Source organism: uncultured Agathobaculum sp., from assembly GCF_963927765.1.
Taxonomy (GTDB): domain Bacteria; phylum Bacillota; class Clostridia; order Oscillospirales; family Butyricicoccaceae; genus Agathobaculum.
Window position 1 is genome coordinate 1 of the sequence record NZ_CAWVCU010000072.1, and the last position, 17609, is coordinate 17609.

The following is a 17609-nucleotide window of genomic DNA, read 5'->3' on the forward strand; positions in this document are numbered from 1 at the left end:
CTTTGCCGTCCCATCATGCTCCATCCCTCCTTTGTTTCTATTATATCATAGAAACTGAGCATCTGGGGATTTTGTCAACAGGTCCGATATGTTACGCAAATTGCCGTATTGGCATCCCAACTGTTTTGCGTCAATCAAACGGCTGGTTCATATGCTGGCGACGGTTTTACACAGCGGTAAAAAGACGAAAGTATATACAGAACAGAAAGTATCGTATCTTTTTGATACATATGGTGATGCAGTCTTGCGCGCTGCATACGCTTATCTGCATAATATGGATGATGCCGAGGATGTTTTACAGAATACGTTTGTGCAATATCTTCGCGCAGAACCCATATTTGAAAACAGTGCGCATGAAAAAGCGTGGCTTTTACGGGTCGCCATCAACTTGAGCAAGAACAAATTAAACTCGGTCTGGTACAAGCGGACGGATGCTCTGACAGAAGCGTATCCCTGCGCTCAATTGGATGACGAACTGGCCTGCGTATGGGATGCGGTTCGTTCATTGCCGCCGAAATACCGTGAGCCGATCCATCTGTTTTACCATGAAGGCTACAGTACGGCTGAGATTGCAGGAATTTTGGAGACGAAGGAAGCAACCGTGCGTTCCCTGCTGCATCGCGGCCGCGGGATGCTGAAAGACATCTTACAGGAGGCATATGATTTTGATGATGAAATATAATCAGATCATGGAAAAAATCCATGTGACGCCTGAAATGCTTTCCCGTTTGCAAAATGAAATTGTAGCTTCTTTGGCTCGTCAAGCGCGGGTACGCCGATATAAGGTGGCAGGCATAGTGGCAGCTTGTCTGATATTGGTTGTCAGCGGTACAACGATTGTCCATCTTAGTGATATCCCATGGGGACAGGGAACGCTGGAGTCGCCCATCGTTGCCGTTGGCGGGGTGCAGGAGTATGCCTCGATCAAACAGCTTGCAGAAAGCTTGTCTTTTCCGTTGTCGGTTCCTACTGTTTTGCCGGATGACTATGTATTTGAAAGTGCAGCCAATCAGTTTGGCATGGCAGTTGTGATTTATTCCAATGGAGAGCAGCAGATCAAGTACTGCATGGGCATAGGGGATGCGGCGCTCATTGGAAATAATCACACAGATGGTGGATATCCGATGGATTCCAACCATGCGGTGTTGTATGACGACACGAATTGTGGTTATACCATTGCGGAATGGCAGGATGATGCATATAGCTATTGCATTATTTCGGATGTCCCTTTGGAGGAGGAGCTGTGGTCAGATATAATCAAAAGCGTTGCACCGGTAGACGGTACTGCACCCGATTGACAGGCGAGATGCATAGGTGAACGGAAAAAAGAAGGTCTGCGCAGAACGATGCGCAGACCTTCTTTTACATGATGAATCGAGTCAATTGAATGCAATGGTTCGGTTTTTTGTGTTCGCATGCGGTATTTTCTAGAACTACCTATGCTTCTGAGCTGTCAAGATCCCACGCTGCACGGCCGTTGCTGGCAATAATCTTTCGATACCAGTCGAAAGACTTTTTGCGATACCGCTTGAGCGTGCCGCTGCCATCATCATTTTTATCTACATAGATCAGGCCGTATCGCTTGCGCATTTCGCCTGTGGTGAACGACACCGGGTCAATGCAGCCCCAGACTGTATAGCCAATCAGGTCAACACCGTCAATTTCAACCGCTTTCATCATCTCCTGTATGTGCGCCTTGAGATAGTCGATGCGGTAGGGATCGTCAATTTGGCCATCCTTTAGCTCGTCGTAAGCGCCTAAGCCGTTTTCGACGATAAACAGTGGGCAGCGGTAGCGATCCTGCAATTCAATGAGGAAATAGCGCAGGCCCTTGGCATCAATCGTCCAGCCCCAGTCGCTGGCCTTGAGGTAGGGGTTGTCAACGGTATTGGTTCCGGCGGCGTTTAAGTCGCCGGTGCGCGCGACCGTTTCATCTGCGGTGACCACACAAGTATAGTAATAGCTGAAACCGACAAACTGCACTTTACCTTTGGCGATCCAGTTCAAATCCTCCTGCGTGATATCCAACTGATAGTTCTGCCGCTGCCAATACTGGCGGATATAAGACGGATAGTAGCCCCATACTTGCACATCGGAGAAAAAGTATTGCTTGCGGTTTTGACGCTGTGCCTCCAGAATATCATCTGGATTGCAGGAAAGGGGATAATGCGGCTGTGCCGCGATCATACAGCCGATTTGCAGCGCAGAATCGAGCTGCGCGGCATAATCGACCACCATCGCGCTGGCGACAAACTGGTAATGCGCCGCCTGATAAACAACCTCCTCGCGGTTATCCGCAAGCGTAAAGCGGATGCCCGAATTGGTGAAAGCATAAATCGGATTGTCTACCAAAATCTGATTGTTGATTTCGTTGAAAGTCATCCAGTATTTGACCTTGGTGTGATACCTCTGCAAACAGGTGAATGCAAAACGGGTGAAAAACTCGATGCATGCACGGCTGCGCCAACCACCGTATTGTTCGATCAGGTGATAGGGCATCTCGAAATGGGACAGCGTAATGACCGGCTGAATGCCCTTGGACAGCATATAGTCGAATAATTCGTCATAAAAGGCAAGTCCCTTTTCATTGGGGTGCTGTTCATCACCGTTGGGGAAAATACGCGTCCATGCGATGGAGGTGCGCAGGCAGCGAAAGCCCATTTCAGCAAACAGGTCAATATCCTCACGGTAATGATGATAGAAATCAATCGCTTCGTGGTTGGGGTAGTACTTGCCTGGCTCAATGCCTGCCGTGATTTCGCGCGGAATATCCCGTGTGCCTGCGGTCATCACATCGGCGGCGCTGATGCCCTTGCCGCTTTCGCGGTAAGCGCCTTCTACCTGATGGGCAGCCAATGCACCGCCCCATAAAAAGTCTTTCTTCATGCTTTATTCCTTCACCTCCAGCATGGCGTCTCCAACAGTGACCTGTGTGCCGGGTGTCGGCAGGCAAGTAACCTCAAGCTGGTCGGCATTGGTGACCAGTACCGGCGTGGTGAGCGGATATCCAGCCTGTCGTACCTGCTCGATATCACATTCCAGAAGCAGCTGCCCTTTTTTAACGGTGTCGCCGTCCTTGACATGTACGGTAAAGTATTTTCCCTTGAGTTCGACCGTGTTCAGGCCGACATGGATGAGAAGCTCCAAGCCATTGGCACACTGCATGCCCAATGCGTGTTTGGTGGGGAAAACCATGGTGATTTGGCCGTCAGCCGGTGCATAGATTTTGCCGTCCGCCGGTAGGATGGCCGCGCCCTTGCCGACTGCGCCTTGTGCAAATGCTTCATCCTCGACCTGTTCGAGCGCGATCACCGTGCCGTTTGCCGGTGTGGCGATAGTCATGGGTTGCATTTCCTGTGAAGTCTGCTGCGGTTGCGGCAGCGGCGCAGCGTCCGGCGCCTGAAAATCGGCACTGTCTTCCGCCGGAATGCCCCAGAAATAGGTCAGCAGCAGACCGGCTGCCAGAGCGGCAGCGCAGCCGATGAGGAAGGGGACAAACGGCGAGTATGTCATCATGGCGACCGAGAACAGATTGTGGAATACATAAGCGTTCATTGTGACATGGCACAGGCCGTTGATCGCACCGCCAATGCCGCCCGCAATAGCGACAATCGCCATCAGACGCTTATAGCGCATGACAATACCGTACAGAATCGGCTCGGTGACACCGGCCAAGAAACCGGTCAGAATGGTCGGTCCGGCGATTTCACGGATTTTGGAGCCTTTGCGGCCTTTGAGATATGCACCGATGGCAATGCCGATCTCTGCGTATACGCAGCAAACCGCCGCGCCTTCGAGCACGTCGCCGCCGACCTGGCTCAGGTTTTGCAGCGTAATGGGCGTGAAGCCCCAGTGCAGGCCAAGGATGGTCAGGAACGGATAGGTGGCGCCCAGCACCAAACCGGCCAGCAGATTGTTGAAATCAAACAGCATCGAGATAAAGCTCGATACCAGGTTGCCGATGGTTGTGCCGAATGGGCCGAATACCAGAATGGCCATCGGAACAAGCACCAGCAGGCAGATCATCGGCACGAGGAACATTTGCAGTTCCTGCTTGACGATTTTGCGCAGCTGCTTATCCAGAAAAGCATAGACAAACGAGATAATGAAAATCGGGAACACGGTGGTAGCGTAGTCCACCGGCACGACGCTGATGCCGAGGAAGTTCACACCCTCTTGCCCAATCAGACTGGTGAAAGATGGCTCAAGCAACGCTGCGCCGATTGCGCCGCCGACATACATATTGCCGCCGAACTGCTTGGACAGCGTAATGCCCAGAAAGATCGGCATGAAATAAAAGACCGAGTTGCCTGCCGCCGAGAGAATGGCGTAGGTCGAACTGGCATCCGACAGCAGGCCAAACTCCACCAGTACCATCAGCAGCGCCTTGATCATGCCCGCACCGGCCAGTAACGGAATCAGCGGGGAGAAAGCGCCTGAAATAATTTTCATAATGGAAAGCTTTTTCTTGCCCTCATCGGATTTTTTACTCTCATCCAGATTCAGCAGCTGCATGATCGCTGCGAAATACTCAGTCACTTGAGGGCCGATAACGATCTGGTACTGTCCTCCGCTGATGACTACCGATAGTACATAGGACTTTGCTTCAATCTCTTTTTTCTGTGCCAGACTTTCGTCCTTCAGTTCAAACCGAAGGCGGGTCGCACAGTGCACCAGCTGGTTGACGTTTTCCTTGCCGCCTACCAGTGCCAACAGTTCTTTTGCTTCCTTTTCCAGCATGGCTGATCTCCTTTTCTTTTTTTACCCAGCCGGCTTTTTCTCTTAAGAGCTCTCTTGATTTGCATTATAGCGTGTTTTTGCGGTTTGAAGAGACATTTTGCACACAAAGCAACAGCGTTACACTTTTTCCATCCATTGGGAGTGGAAAAGGTGTAACGCTGTAAACCTGTTTGTTTTATTCATAGAAAAGCTCGCCATGCCGCTGATAGAGCTGCAGTGCGCGGTCATAGTTATTGCGCAGCAGAATAGAAACAAGTAAGTCGAGGATGTAGAAGACTGAGGTGTGGAACATCGCGTCTCCGAGTTGGATGACGTTTTCTTTGTAAGCGCACAGCAGCACGGCATCCGCATATTTGGCAATTGGAGCTTGGCCGTTGCCCGTGATGCAAATGATAAAATGGTCTTTTTTGTGGAGATTGCTCAGTGCGCGGCAGATATGTTCATCTGTGCCCATGCGGGAGATGACGATGACGACCGAGCGTTCCACATAGTATTCATATAACAGGATTTTGTCGACCGTTGCATAGACGTTGGAGCTGACGCCTGCTTGTATAAAATTATGCGAGGCATATTCGCCAATGGCACGGTTGGCATCAAAACCGAAAAAGTCAACCACGTTATATTTTTGAAATGCGGCCTGTATTTTTTCGAGCGTTTCGGTGGACAGCATCTCTTTAGTCTCAAACAGGCTTTTTTCATGCAGCGAGGAGATTTTGTTCATCAGCGAAAGGATGTGTTCCTTTCGTTCGACCTCCACCCGTTCGAACTGGCTTTCCTTGAGATCGACCAGCAGATGAAGCTTAAAATCCTGAAATCCCTCATAGCCGATTTTTTTGACAAAGCGGACGATGACTGTGGCGCTGGTAAAAGTCTCGCTTGCTAGTTCGCGTGTTGTCATTTTCAGAACGGATTCGCAATTGCGCAGAATATAGTCGGCAATCTCACATTCGCGTTCGGTAAAGTTTTCTTTTTGTTCCAGTTTGCGCAACAATTCCATCCTGACCACCCCTTTTGCCGTTTGCTTTATTTATTATATCGGCAAACTACATTTTTGGCAAGAATACAGCGGCAAGTGGTTGCGGTGAGAGTGGCTTCTCCAACATGCTGGGATAAAAAGAGCGCGTGAGGCGGTCATGCCGCCTCACGCGTTTTCGTGTTCAGCCGTCCAGCAGACCGTGGGCAATTCGATCCCGGAGCGAAAGTACATTCGCATAGATTTGCCGGATGGTCTCGCGGAATACAGCATCGCTTTGCCCTGTTGGGTCATCCAGTCCCCAGTCCTCCCGATGCCGGCAGGGCAGGGTGGGGCAGTTGACATTGCATCCCATGGTTACGACGATATCCACCGGGGGAAGTTCAGTCCACAGCTTGCTGTGCTGGCTGACGGTCATGTCGATGCCGTACAGTGTCTGCATCAGCCGCACCGCGTCACGATTGATCTGCGGCACAGTCTCCGTGCCGCCCGAGCAGCTTTCGAAAACGTCGCTGGCCAAATGTCTGCCAAGCGCTTCCGCCATTTGGCTGCGGCATGAGTTGTGTACACAGACAAAGGCCACTCTTGGTTTGTGTTTCATGGATTACCCCCTGACCTTTTGCAGCAGCGCCTTGACTTCCTCCGGCTTGAGCACCTTGCCGTAGGACACGACCTTGCCATCCACGACCAGCGCCGGGGTGGTCATAACGCCGTATGATGCAATTTGGGCGAAATCGGTCACATGGTCGATGGTTGTGTCAATGCCCAGCTCAGCCAGTGCGGCTTTCGTGGCGGCTTCGAGCTCATTGCACTTGGCGCAGCCAGAGCCAAGTACCTTGATGCCGGAAGTCGTTCCTGCTGCACCTGTGTCAGTGGCAGTTGCAGTAGTGTGGGAACAGCAGTTTTCTTGCGTCTTTTTCTTTCCAAACAGTCCCATATCAAATCCTCCATTATAGTAATAAATATTGCAATCCGTTGAACAGATAGCCGACCAGAATAATGCCCAGCGTGCATATACCGATGAACAGCGCCAGCAGCCGGGGCTTTACCGCTTTGCGCAGCATGACCAGAGAGGGCAAAGAAAGCGTGGTGACTGCCATCATAAAGGCCAGCACGGTACCCAACTGTGCGCCTTTGCCGAGCAGCGCCTCTGCCACCGGGATAGTACCGAAGATATCCGCATACATGGGAACACCTACGATCGTAGCCAGCAAAACACCAAAGGGGTTGTTTGCGCCAAGCACCGTGGTGATCCAGCTTTCCGGAATCCAGTTGTGAATGACCGCGCCGATACCCACACCGATGAGAATATACGGGAATACTTTGCGAAAGGTGCCGAGCATTTGTTCTTTGGCGTAACGCAAACGGTCGCGCTGGGTCAGGTTGGGTGATTCGATATCTGTGCTGCCAGCGGACAGGATGAAATCCTCAACATACCGCTCCATACGCAGCTTTTCGATCACTGTGCCGCCGATGACTGCGATGAGCAGCCCGAGGATGACATAAACGACCGCAACCTTTGCGCCGAAAATGCTCATCAGCAGCACCAGACTGCCCAGATCCACCATAGGGGAGGAGATCAAAAAGGAGAATGTCACGCCCAAAGGAAGCCCTGCACTGGTAAAGCCGATGAACAATGGGATTGAGGAACAGGAGCAGAAGGGAGTGACTGTGCCCAGCAGAGCGGCGATGAGATTGGCCCAGATGCCGTGAAACCGACCCAAAATGCGGCGGCTGCGCTCGGGCGGAAAGTAGCTCTGGATATAGGAGATCACGAAAATCAGTATGCACAGCAGGATAGTGATTTTGATAACATCGTAGAGAAAAAACTGTATACTGCCGCCCAGCCGATTCGTCACATCCAGACCGATCGCGGACAGACCCGCGCCCACCAGTCCGTTGAGCCATTGCATGCCCAGCACCTGATCCTGTATGAATTGCCATATGCTCATAGAAACACCTCACTTGATGATAATATGCAATACATCAAAAATATTTGATATGTTTTGCCGAAGAAAACGCCATCGATGTATGGATGGCGTTGATATGTGGTATCAGCACTCTGCTTTTTTCGGCTCGGCAGCGTCTGGTGTGGTCAGCGCTTGCAGCAGTGCAACAGCATGCTCCCGGCCGGTGGCACTGAGCCGATAGTGCGTCCATTTCCCTTCCTGGCGGCCGATGACGATACCGGAGTCGCACAGGATTTTCATGTGGTAGGACAGGCCGGATTGGGTCAGGTCAAGCGGCTCTTGCAGCACGCAGGCGCACTTTTCGCCGCTGCGCAGCTGTGCAAGAATGGCAAGACGCTTAGGATCGCACAGCGCTTTGAATACTTTGGCTTGTGCTTGATAGTCGTTTTCCATTCCTGCACCTCACATCAAATAATTTTGATGTGTTTAGTATATACGGGCGAGCGTGCCTTGTCAAGGGCAGACAAGCAAAAAAGAAGCGACAGATTTCGTTAACAAAACGGGCAAAAATGCCGGTTTTCGCTGGTGGCTTTTTTGCGTTCGGGCTGGTATACTGACAAGCAGGACAGTAAAAGGAGAGAAAAAGATGAGTTTGGGAAGCAGTTTGTATCATGCACGAAAAAAGAGCGGGCTATCACAAGAGAATGTGGCCGAAAAGCTGGGTATAAGCCGCCAGACCATCTCTAAATGGGAAACAGATGACACTTTGCCGGATATCCGGCAGTCCAAACGGTTGGCGGTGCTCTATCATATGACGTTGGACGAGTTGATCGAGTACGATTTTGACGAGCAGCAGGCGCAGCAGATGATCGATAGCGTCAGTGAGGAAGCGCAGGCCAAAATCGACTGGAACAAGGTGTGGAGCAAGAAATATCCGGTGTTGTCAACTTATCACCAAAAGGTGCGTATTGACGATTATGCGCCTGTTTTGCGGGAGATGCTCACCCGGCTGCGGGTCGAATACGGTTATAACAACACCAATGCGCTTCTGGTGCTCAAGGATATTTTGGCCCGCGTCTGGAAAGGGCAGATGTAGGCTGGGACAGGCAGAGACAACTGCCGTACGAAGAAAGCAAGAAAGGCTCCACTTGATGTGGAGCCTTTTTGTATCAGCAGTTTTCCATGATGGCTTTGACTGCGGTCTTGGTGTCGGTCAGCGGGAACAGTTCGTAGCCCACACGGCCGGTATAGCCGCAGGATTCCAGATGCGAGATCACCTTTTTGTAGTTGATTTCACCTGTACCGGGTTCGTGGCGGCCCGGCGCGTCTGCTACGTGGATGTGGCCGAAGGTGTCTCCGTATTTGGTGATCGTGTCGCAGATGCAGCCTTCGTTGATCTGCATGTGATACACGTCATACAGGAGCTTGAGCCGCGGCGAGCCAATCAGGCGGACAATTTCTGCGCCCATCTGTGTCGTGGCAAGGAAATTGCCGACGTGATCGGTCGTGATATTGAGGGCTTCCAGATTCAGATTGATTCCTTCAGTCTCTGCCAGCTTGGCACAATCGAGCAGCATGTCATACATCGAGCACAGCTTGACCGTGTGCGACAAGTCGTCATAGTGGTTGACAACGATGCCGCCTTCGCCGAGCGCGTTGGAATGAATGGTCACGCTGGAAGCGCCTACCTTTTTCGCCGCAGCGATCGACTGCTTCAAATAGTCGAGGTATTTTTCCTTGTGAGTGGGGTCGACGAGCGAAAAGTCTGCGTCTCCATTAAAGCCGGAAATGGCGATGCCAGCCTTTTCCGCTGCTGCGCGGGTGGCACCCAGATCGCGGATGCGCCAGTCCCAGAATTCTACGGCCTCAAAACCGTCGTTTTTAGCTGCCTCAAAGCGATCGAGCCAGTCCAGCTCGGTATACAGCGTGTCGATGCACGCGCATTTTCTCAGTGCCATTTTGTCGGGTCTCCTTTATCGGGTTTTTGTGAAGTGGGTGGTATCACCACTTTGCTGCCATGATACCACCCTGCGGCGTATTATTCAATCTCGGAAATCTTGACCGGACGTCCTTCGTGCAGCGATTTGGTGGCGGCAGCCGCCATCAGAACCGGATACAGGCCATCCTCGCCGGTAACCGGCGTTTCCTTGTTATGGAGCACTGCATCGGCGAACGCCTGCATCTCGGCAACAAATGCGCCAGTGTAGCGATCCCACATGACTTTGTAGGCCACGCCATGTACTGCGCCGTCTGCGGTGGAAAGAACGGCGGTATTGGGGGTGTCGTTCTGATCCTCGGCACAGCCCTCTGAACCGAATACTTCAACGCGCTGGTCGTAGCCGTAAACCGCCTTGCGGCTGTTGTCAATCACTCCGATGGCACCGTTTTCAAATTTGAGGGTGACCAGTGCGGTATCGACGTCGCCCGCCTCGCCGATGTCGGGATCGACCAGCACAGAGCCGATCGCGTGGACTTCGGTGACTTCGCTGCCTGCCAGGAAGCGAGCCATGTCGAAGTCGTGGATCATCATGTCGTAGAAAATACCGCCGGAAACCTTCACATAGGACACCGGGGGCGGCTCGGGGTCGCGCGAAGAGATCTTGATGATGTTCACTTTGCCGACCTTGCCATCCCGCACCATGTCGTATACGGCGCGATGGTTGTGATCGAAGCGTCGGCAGAAGCCGATTTGCAGCTTGACGCCCGCTTCCTTAGCGGCATTGATGGCTGCATGCACCTTGGACAGGTCATAGTCGATCGGCTTTTCGCAGAAGATGTGTTTGCCGGTATGTGCAGCCTCGATGATGTACTTGGAGTGCGTGTCGGTCGAGGAACAAATCAGTACAGCTTCGATTTCCGGGTCGTTTAAGATGTCGTTTGCATCCTTGGTGCAGTTCGGGATACCGCACTGCTTGGCGAACGCTTCGGTCTGCTCGTTCATAAAGGGATCAGCGATGGTCTTGATTTCCATCTCCGGCACAAACATGGAAATATTCTTGGCGTGAACCTTGCCGATACGGCCCGCGCCGATAATACCAACTTTCATGGAGAATCCTCCTTTGGGAAATACAATACAGTTATCATGAAGAATGTAATGGAAGTTTAGAACGTAGGAGCGTTCTGGTAAAAAAGAGAGTGGAGCGTTTTATGAAGGAAAAGGATTGAGAAGTTTACAATAGGGATTGAATGGTTAAGACATCCATTCCGTAAAACGGTCAAGGCGATCCTGCGCATTGTCCTTGGTGATGATTTCGGTGCCGGTATCCACGACGGCGTCGTATTCTTCACCCTGCAGAATCTTGACCATGGTTTCCACAGCCTTGTAACCGATGTCATAGTTGTTCTGTGCAGCGGTCATGGTCAGTTCACCGTTGAGGACTGCCTCTACTGCGGATTTCTGACCGTCAAAGCCAAGGAAAATGGTGTTGGCATAAGCCGGATTTTCCGCTGCGGTGCGGGCGGCAGCCAGCGCCATATCATCGTTGTTCGAGCAGATGATTGCAACGCCATCCGGGAACTTGTTCATGATCGCTTCCATGCAGGTGACCGCCTGATCTGCGGTAGCATTGGCGTACTGCACTTCGTCATCCAGAAACTCGCCGCCGGCTTCGGTGATGCCTTCGCGGTAGCCTTCCATGCGTGCGGTGTTGGTAGCATCGCCCTGCACACCGGCGATCTCAATGCACTTGATCTCTTCCCAGCCGGCTGCTTTTGCGGCCTCAACTGCGGCTATCGCGCCTTGCTTTGCGGCTTCCTTATTGCCAGTGCCGACGAAGGACAAACATTTGTCTGAGTCGATGTTGGTGTCAAAGGCAACAATCGGCTTGTCGGTATTGGCGATTGCGGTGGCAACGGCTTCGGACTGCAACGGTGCGATCAGATAGCCGTCAAAGGATTCATTGGCCAGATCGGTGGTCAGGGAGTTGAGCTGCTCTTCGTAGTAAGTCTCTCCCGGAGGGCCCTTGATGGACAGCTTGACCAGATCGGGATGTTCTTCCTCATAGGCTTCCGCACCGGCCTGAATGATTTGCCAGAACTCGGATGCGTTGGTTTTGAGGATCATGCTGATCTCGTACGGCGTTTCCGCGGAGGAATCGCCGCTCTCGGTCGTGCTGGTGTTGGTGTCGCCGCCGCAAGCGGTCATGGTCAAAGCGAGCGAACCTGCCAGCAAGGCTGCAAACCAGTTTTTCTTCGTCATGTCTTTCATCCTTTCTTTCTGTGTGTGCGTTTGTGTGCTGTGTGCTGTTTATGTGCTTATTGTAGGAGCGGCAAGAAAGAAAGTCAATGAATACTTTGGAGGAAACGTTTTTACAGAAAGAAAAAATCAGAACAAATTTAGCAAAATGGAATAGGAAAATGTAAGTAGTGAGATAAAATTTGCCTTTCAAAGTGCACAAATTCAAGTGTGGAGAGATTTGGGGGAGTGCTATTGTTGATTCTCGACAACGAGTTGATATTTTGAAAAAATGCTTTTCTGCAAAATAAGTTGCAAAAATAAATTTATTTGGATGAAAGAGAAGATAAAGTGTGTTGAAATAGTGACATAATGGAATATGTGCTTTCGCACACAAAGGGCTGAAATATGTGTGAAAAAACAATTTTCTTTGCCGCATGCACAGGGTGTGTGCTATAATGAATCCACTGAAATTTTTGGCAACAGGTGAGGCGGCATGAAAAGGAATCGTCCAACCATACAAACCGTAGCGGAGCATGCGGGAGTTTCACGCGGAACCGTAGATCGTGTATTGAATAATCGTTCCTATGTCAGTGCGGAAGTGAGGGAGCGTATTTTACGAGCAATCGAGGAAACCGGATATGTGGCACCGCGTCAGGCACGGCCTGTGGAGGAAACAAAAAATTATCCGCCGCTTCGATTGGGCGTTTTGCTGCCCAACTGGACCGGACCCTTTAAGACGGAAGTCTCCAGCGGTATTGAGGCGGCGCGACGGAAGTTAGCGGATTATCATGTGGAAATTCGTGTCTGCGTGTGTGAGACCGATCTTCCGGTGGAATGCATTGAGCATTTGGATGCGCTTGTGGAATGGGGGGCGCAAGGGATTGCGCTGTGTGCGCTCAATGATATTTTGATTGAAACCAAAGTGGGCGAATTGGCGGATCGCGGCATTCCATGCATTACGCTGAATTCTGATTTGCCGAACAGTCGGCGCCTGTGCTTTGTGGGGCAGGATTATACCAAAAGCGGTCGGATTGCTGCCGAACTACTCAGCAAGTGCGTGCCGAGGGATGCGCATATTCTGGCGATGGTGGGCAATTTGGAGTATCACGGACATCGCACAAGGTTGGACGGCTTTTGTGCACGCATGCATGAACTGGGTTTCTCTTCTGCGCAGATTGAGATCACAGAAACTTACAACAACTATCGCTTAACATGCGATAAGGTGCGCCAAGCGCTGCAGGGCACACCGGATTTGGCAGCAATCTATATGGTCAATCGCAGTGTGACGGGCTGTACGGACGCGCTGCGGCAGGCGGGTATGACCGATCAAATTCGCGTGGTTGCGCATGATCTGTCGGCACGTACCAAGAGCTTGCTTCAAGAGGGCAGCTTGGATTTTACTATTACGCAAGATATGTATCGGCAGGGATATCTGCCGCTGATGTTGCTGCGTGAGCTGCTGCACAAGGGTGTCCGCCCGCAAGAGGATCAGATCGCAACCAGTATTTCGATTATTTGCTCGCAAAATATTGAGTAGCGCAAGGATACACCGGAGCACGAATCGAAGAAAGCAAAGCCGCAAACTGCAACAATATGCTGCGGTTTGCGGCTTTATCGGAAATTATGGCTATGACACGGCCGCGCGCATAGACAAAGAAAAGCTTCTTTGCAATGCAGAAAAGAGCGTTAGCAGCCTATCTGCTTTTTCAGCTTCATTTCAGCAAAATTTTATATTATGATAGAGGTAATACAAAAGTGTGGTGAATGGCGTTGAAAATCCTGATTATCGAAGATGAAAAGCTGCTCGCGGATTCCATCAGGGAGCTTCTGCGGGGCAAGGGCTTTGACGTGGAGATCGTTTACGACGGAGAAAGCGGCGCCCAGTATGCAGAGCTGGGCGTTTATGACTTGTTGATTCTGGATGTGATGATGCCGAAGATGAATGGGTATGAAGTGGCACGGCAGGTGCGCGCCAAGCGGCTTGGCACGCCGATCTTGATGCTGACGGCACGATCCGGGCTGGAGGATCGGATCATGGGGTTAAATGCCGGGGCGGATTATTACCTCACCAAACCATTTGATACCAGAGAACTGCTGGCCTGTATCAATGCACTGCTGCGCAGACAGGGCGCGCAGGTGGATGAAATCACCTTCGGAAATACATCACTGGATCTGGATTCGGCCATGTTGGTTTGCGGAAGCAACAGCATCCGTTTGTCTGCAAAAGAATTTGACATCATGCGCTTTTTGCTGCAGGCAGGGGAGCGAAACTTGTCCAAAGAAGTGATTCTGGCGAGGGTATGGGGATTTGATTCGGACGCGGTGGAAAACAATGTAGAGGTCTATATCGGCTTTTTGCGGAAAAAGCTGGCGGGCATTGGTTCCAATATCCGCATTGAGGCCATCCGCAGGCTGGGATACCATCTGGAGGTGCGCGGAGATGATTAAAAAGCTTCGGCTGAAATTCATTTTAATCAATATGTCAATCGTTACGCTTCTGCTTTGTATCATTTTGGGGCTGGTATTTTATTTTACCAGCGCCAATCTGGAGCAGGAAAGCCTGAGCATGATGCGGAATATTGCCGCGCAGCCATTCCGGTTGGACACACCGGAGGAACGCGGGGAGGATGTGCGTCTGCCGTTTTTTGCGCTGCAGCTGGGACCGGACGGTGATTTGCTGGCGAAGGGCGGCGGGTACTACGACCTGTCGGATGCCGCTTTTCTGGACAGCCTGATCGACGCGGCTTTTTCCACGCCCAAGCAGTTTGGCGTGCTTTCGGAATATAATTTGCGATACTATCGCGTGGATATGCCGCTTAGCCAATGTCTGGTGTTTGCGGATATTTCGAGTGAACGTGCCACGCTGAATGGTCTGGTCAAAACCTGCTGCATCATTGGTGTAGTTGGCTTTTTGCTTTTTTTATGGGTTAGTATATTGCTGTCCAAGTGGGCAGTGCGTCCGGTGGAGCAGGCATGGAAACAGCAGCGCCAATTTGTCGCGGCGGCATCGCATGAGCTGAAAACCCCGCTGACTGTGATTATGACCAATACAGAATTGCTGCAAAACCCGACGTATGACGCAGGTAAGCGGGAAACGTTTCTGCACAGCATCCAGACGATGTCCGAACAGATGAAACGGCTGATCGGGCAAATGCTTGAGCTGGCGCGGACAGACAACGCGGAGGCCAAGGAGGTATTTGCCGAGGTGGACTTAAGCAGACTGACCACGCAGACCGTGCTGCCGTTTGAGTCGGTTTTCTTTGAAAAAGGGATGAGATTGGAAACTGATGTGCAGGAAAACATCCGCGTGACAGGCGCAGAAGCGCAGCTGCGCGAGCTCGTGGAGATCCTGCTGGATAATGCGCAGAAATATGCGCGGGAAAAGGGATGTACATGGGTTGCGCTGCAAAAACGCGGTCGAAACCGCTGTGTGTTGACGGTTTCAGACGAGGGAGAGGAAATCCCGCCAGATGCGCTGCAAAACCTTTTCAAACGATTCTATCGGGCAGATCCAGCGCGCAGCCGCTCCGGCAGCTTCGGGCTGGGGCTTTCTATTGCGGAAAACATCGTTACGCAGCACCGGGGGAAAATCTGGGCGGAAAGCAAGGATGGGATCAATCGCTTTACGGTAGAGCTGCCCTGTCTGTAAATATCCATCGGAAAAGAGGAGCCTTTTGCAAGGCTCCTCTTTTTTGTGCTTTCGGCTGTTTTTTTCAGCGTGGTTTCAGTATGGGCCGTTACAATGTCTTTGGATACCGGTGCGGCATGGCGCACCGTTTAACGAGGAGGTCAAGCATGATATCAGTGGAACATCTCACGAAATGTTACGGCGATTTCATGGCGGTGGATGATTTGTCCTTTGAAATTGAGGAAGGGCATGTATATGAAAAGGAAGAGGGAGATATCGACGGCCCCTTTGCTGCGGCGGTTTCCGTGGAATGCACAAGCGGCGGCCAGATCGTCTGGTTCGCGTCCTCTAGTTTCTTGGACGATGTGTATAACGCGTATTCTTCGGGAGCGAACGTCAATCTGGGGATGAATGCGCTTTCTTCTTTGATTGGGGAGAGCGAAGCGATGGCGATTCGCAGCAAGTCGCTCAATTACAACTATCTGACCATCAGCGATTCTACTTCTTCTCTGCTGAAGGTTATTATGATCGGCGTATTCCCGCTGCTGTATCTGGGCATTGGCATCTATGTGGTGCTGAGAAGAAGGAGGATGCAAAATGAAGCGGTCTAAGCGGCTGATGATTCTGCTGGGTGTTCTGGTGATCGCGTGCGTGGCAACATTCGTGCTGAGCCGGTATGAAGAGCATCAAGAGCAGATTCAAAACAGCGATGAGGTGGTGCTGGAGCTGGACAGCGATGCCGTACAGTCGCTGTCTTGGGAATATGAATCCCGCACGCTGGCTTTCCATAAGGAAGAGAACGGCTGGGTCTATGATGAGGATGCAGAGTTCCCGGTGGACGAGGACAAAATCAAGGAAATGCTCAGCCGGTTTGAAGAGTTCGGTGTTTCGTTTATCATAGAGAATGCGGAGGATCTGGGACAGTACGGTCTGGACGATCCGCTGTGCACCATCACGATCGCCACCGAGGAGGAAACCTATACGATTCAGTTGGGCGATTACAGTCAAATGGATGAAGAACGTTATGTGTCCATTGGCGACGGGAATGTATATCTGGTGCAGAATGATCCGCTGGATGACTTTGACGCGGTCCTGAGTGAGATAATCGACAACGATGAAACACCCAGTGTGGAACAGGCAGACAGTATTACGTTCTCGGGTGCGGCAGAGTATGAGATCACCTATGAAGAGGACAGCGATGCGAGCTATTGCGCGGATGATGTATACTTTACGCAGCAGGATGGTGAAACGCTGCCGCTGGATACCTCTCGCGTCGAAAGCTATTTGCAGGCCATTGACGACTTGGATTTGAGCAATTATATGACCTATAAGGCGACGGAGAAGGATTTGCAGACTTATGGTCTGGATGATCCTGAACTGACGGTGCAGCTGGATTACACCGAAGAGGATGACGACGGGAACCAGACCCAGAACAGCTTCGTGTTGCACATCAGCCGAGGCCCGGGGCAGCGGGAAAAGGTGCAGGAGGGCGATACAGACGAGGACGAAGAAATCATCGCTTATGCCCGTGTGGGAGAGTCCCCGATCCTGTATAAGATCACCCAAGAGGAATACTATGCACTGATTGCAGCGACCTATAACGACCTGCGGCATCAGGAAGTGCTGTCTGCGGACTTTAACGACATCAACCAGATAGATATTACGCTGGAGGGTGAAACCTATACCATTACGACAGACGGTGATGTGGATGATCGAACCTATGCGTATGAGGACGAAGAGATCGACATCACATCCTTCCGGGATGCGCTGACAGCGCTGCGCGCAAACAGCTTTACCGTTGAGCAGCCCGATCAGAAGGAGGAAATCAGCCTGACGGTCCATCTGGATAATGAAAACCATCCGAGTGTCAGCATTGCACTTTACCGCTATGACGGGGATAACTGCCTTGCCATGGTGGATGGAAAACCCGTTTCGCTGGTGGGACGCAGCTATGTGGTCGACCTGATTGAGGCGGTCAATGCGATTGTTTTCAACTAATCTATTTTATTGCGTATAACAGACAAAGGACTTGCCGTCTGCGGTTTGCAGGCGGCAAGTCCTTTTGTAGTCTTTTGGATGATGCAGTGCTTAAAGGGACCTGTTGACAAAATCCCCAGATGCTCAGTTTCTATGATATAATAGAAACAAAGGAGGGATGGAGCATGATGGGACGGCAAAGTG

The 17609-nt window shown here is 51.4% G+C and carries 18 protein-coding genes; 8 read left to right on the forward strand and 10 right to left on the reverse strand.

Annotation, left to right across the window (positions count from 1 at the left end; translation table 11 throughout):
- Nucleotides 1-88: 88 nt before the first annotated feature.
- Together ABGT74_RS06260 and ABGT74_RS06265 are read left to right on the forward strand one after the other, a co-directional pair.
- Nucleotides 89-682, forward strand: a complete 594-nt coding sequence (locus ABGT74_RS06260) for a sigma-70 family RNA polymerase sigma factor (protein ID WP_346704892.1) — start codon at nucleotides 89-91, stop codon at nucleotides 680-682.
- Complete coding sequence (locus ABGT74_RS06265) at nucleotides 666-1298, forward strand: hypothetical protein (protein ID WP_297283662.1); 633 nt, start codon at nucleotides 666-668, stop codon at nucleotides 1296-1298. The genes ABGT74_RS06260 and ABGT74_RS06265 overlap by 17 nt, the downstream gene beginning before the upstream one ends.
- Nucleotides 1299-1437: 139 nt before the next feature.
- On the opposite strand, the gene ABGT74_RS06270 is transcribed toward ABGT74_RS06265, so the two are convergent.
- The 7 genes from ABGT74_RS06270 to ABGT74_RS06300 form a co-directional block, all read right to left on the reverse strand.
- Entirely contained in the window at nucleotides 1438-2886 is a 1449-nt protein-coding gene (locus ABGT74_RS06270) for a 6-phospho-beta-glucosidase (RefSeq protein WP_297283661.1), read from the reverse strand.
- A 3-nt stretch (nucleotides 2887-2889) separates the two neighbouring features.
- Entirely contained in the window at nucleotides 2890-4740 is a 1851-nt protein-coding gene (locus tag ABGT74_RS06275) for a beta-glucoside-specific PTS transporter subunit IIABC (protein ID WP_346704893.1), read from the reverse strand.
- 175 nt (nucleotides 4741-4915) lie between these two features.
- Nucleotides 4916-5728, reverse strand: coding sequence for a MurR/RpiR family transcriptional regulator (locus tag ABGT74_RS06280; RefSeq protein WP_346704894.1), 813 nt, complete (start codon nucleotides 5726-5728; stop codon nucleotides 4916-4918).
- 169 nt (nucleotides 5729-5897) lie between these two features.
- Entirely contained in the window at nucleotides 5898-6314 is a 417-nt protein-coding gene (locus ABGT74_RS06285; protein WP_346704895.1) for an arsenate reductase ArsC, read from the reverse strand.
- A 3-nt stretch (nucleotides 6315-6317) separates the two neighbouring features.
- Nucleotides 6318-6650 (reverse strand): thioredoxin family protein, encoded by a 333-nt coding sequence (locus tag ABGT74_RS06290; RefSeq protein ID WP_346704896.1) that lies wholly within the window; start codon nucleotides 6648-6650, stop codon nucleotides 6318-6320.
- Between the two features lie 13 nt (nucleotides 6651-6663).
- Nucleotides 6664-7665: a permease gene (locus ABGT74_RS06295; protein WP_346704897.1), complete on the reverse strand. Its 1002-nt coding sequence runs from the start codon at nucleotides 7663-7665 to the stop codon at nucleotides 6664-6666.
- Nucleotides 7666-7767: 102 nt separating this feature from the next.
- Nucleotides 7768-8076 (reverse strand): metalloregulator ArsR/SmtB family transcription factor, encoded by a 309-nt coding sequence (locus tag ABGT74_RS06300; protein ID WP_297283655.1) that lies wholly within the window; start codon nucleotides 8074-8076, stop codon nucleotides 7768-7770.
- A 193-nt stretch (nucleotides 8077-8269) separates the two neighbouring features.
- On the opposite strand from ABGT74_RS06300, the gene ABGT74_RS06305 reads away from it, so the two are divergent.
- On the forward strand, nucleotides 8270-8719 hold the full coding sequence (locus tag ABGT74_RS06305; protein WP_346704898.1) for a helix-turn-helix domain-containing protein: 450 nt from the start codon (nucleotides 8270-8272) through the stop codon (nucleotides 8717-8719).
- Between the two features lie 73 nt (nucleotides 8720-8792).
- Here ABGT74_RS06305 and ABGT74_RS06310 read toward each other — a convergent pair whose 3' ends face one another.
- The 3 genes from ABGT74_RS06310 to ABGT74_RS06320 form a co-directional block, all read right to left on the reverse strand.
- Complete coding sequence (locus ABGT74_RS06310; RefSeq protein ID WP_346704899.1) at nucleotides 8793-9581, reverse strand: TIM barrel protein; 789 nt, start codon at nucleotides 9579-9581, stop codon at nucleotides 8793-8795.
- Nucleotides 9582-9661: 80 nt separating this feature from the next.
- Nucleotides 9662-10669 (reverse strand): inositol 2-dehydrogenase, encoded by a 1008-nt coding sequence (gene iolG, locus ABGT74_RS06315; RefSeq protein ID WP_346704900.1) that lies wholly within the window; start codon nucleotides 10667-10669, stop codon nucleotides 9662-9664.
- A gap of 144 nt (nucleotides 10670-10813) precedes the next feature.
- The gene (locus ABGT74_RS06320; RefSeq protein WP_346704901.1) at nucleotides 10814-11821 is read right to left on the reverse strand and encodes a sugar ABC transporter substrate-binding protein; all 1008 of its coding nucleotides are present in this window, start codon (nucleotides 11819-11821) and stop codon (nucleotides 10814-10816) included.
- Nucleotides 11822-12293: 472 nt separating this feature from the next.
- Here ABGT74_RS06320 and ABGT74_RS06325 point away from each other — a divergent pair, with 472 nt between their 5' ends.
- The 5 genes from ABGT74_RS06325 (at nucleotide 12294) to ABGT74_RS06345 (ending at nucleotide 17426) form a co-directional block, all read left to right on the forward strand.
- Nucleotides 12294-13337 carry a LacI family DNA-binding transcriptional regulator gene (locus ABGT74_RS06325; protein WP_346704902.1) on the forward strand — a complete coding sequence of 348 codons (1044 nt, stop codon included), beginning with the start codon at nucleotides 12294-12296 and terminating at the stop codon, nucleotides 13335-13337.
- Nucleotides 13338-13570: 233 nt separating this feature from the next.
- Nucleotides 13571-14248 carry a response regulator transcription factor gene (locus ABGT74_RS06330; RefSeq protein WP_346704906.1) on the forward strand — a complete coding sequence of 226 codons (678 nt, stop codon included), beginning with the start codon at nucleotides 13571-13573 and terminating at the stop codon, nucleotides 14246-14248.
- Complete coding sequence (locus ABGT74_RS06335; protein ID WP_346704903.1) at nucleotides 14241-15449, forward strand: HAMP domain-containing sensor histidine kinase; 1209 nt, start codon at nucleotides 14241-14243, stop codon at nucleotides 15447-15449. Before ABGT74_RS06330 ends, ABGT74_RS06335 begins: the two co-directional genes overlap by 8 nt.
- 146 nt (nucleotides 15450-15595) lie before the next feature.
- A complete protein-coding gene (locus tag ABGT74_RS06340) occupies nucleotides 15596-16039 on the forward strand; it encodes a hypothetical protein (RefSeq protein ID WP_346704904.1) in 444 nt (147 codons plus the stop codon).
- Entirely contained in the window at nucleotides 16026-17426 is a 1401-nt protein-coding gene (locus ABGT74_RS06345) for a DUF4340 domain-containing protein (RefSeq protein WP_346704905.1), read from the forward strand. Before ABGT74_RS06340 ends, ABGT74_RS06345 begins: the two co-directional genes overlap by 14 nt.
- The last annotated feature ends 183 nt before the right edge of the window (nucleotides 17427-17609 follow it).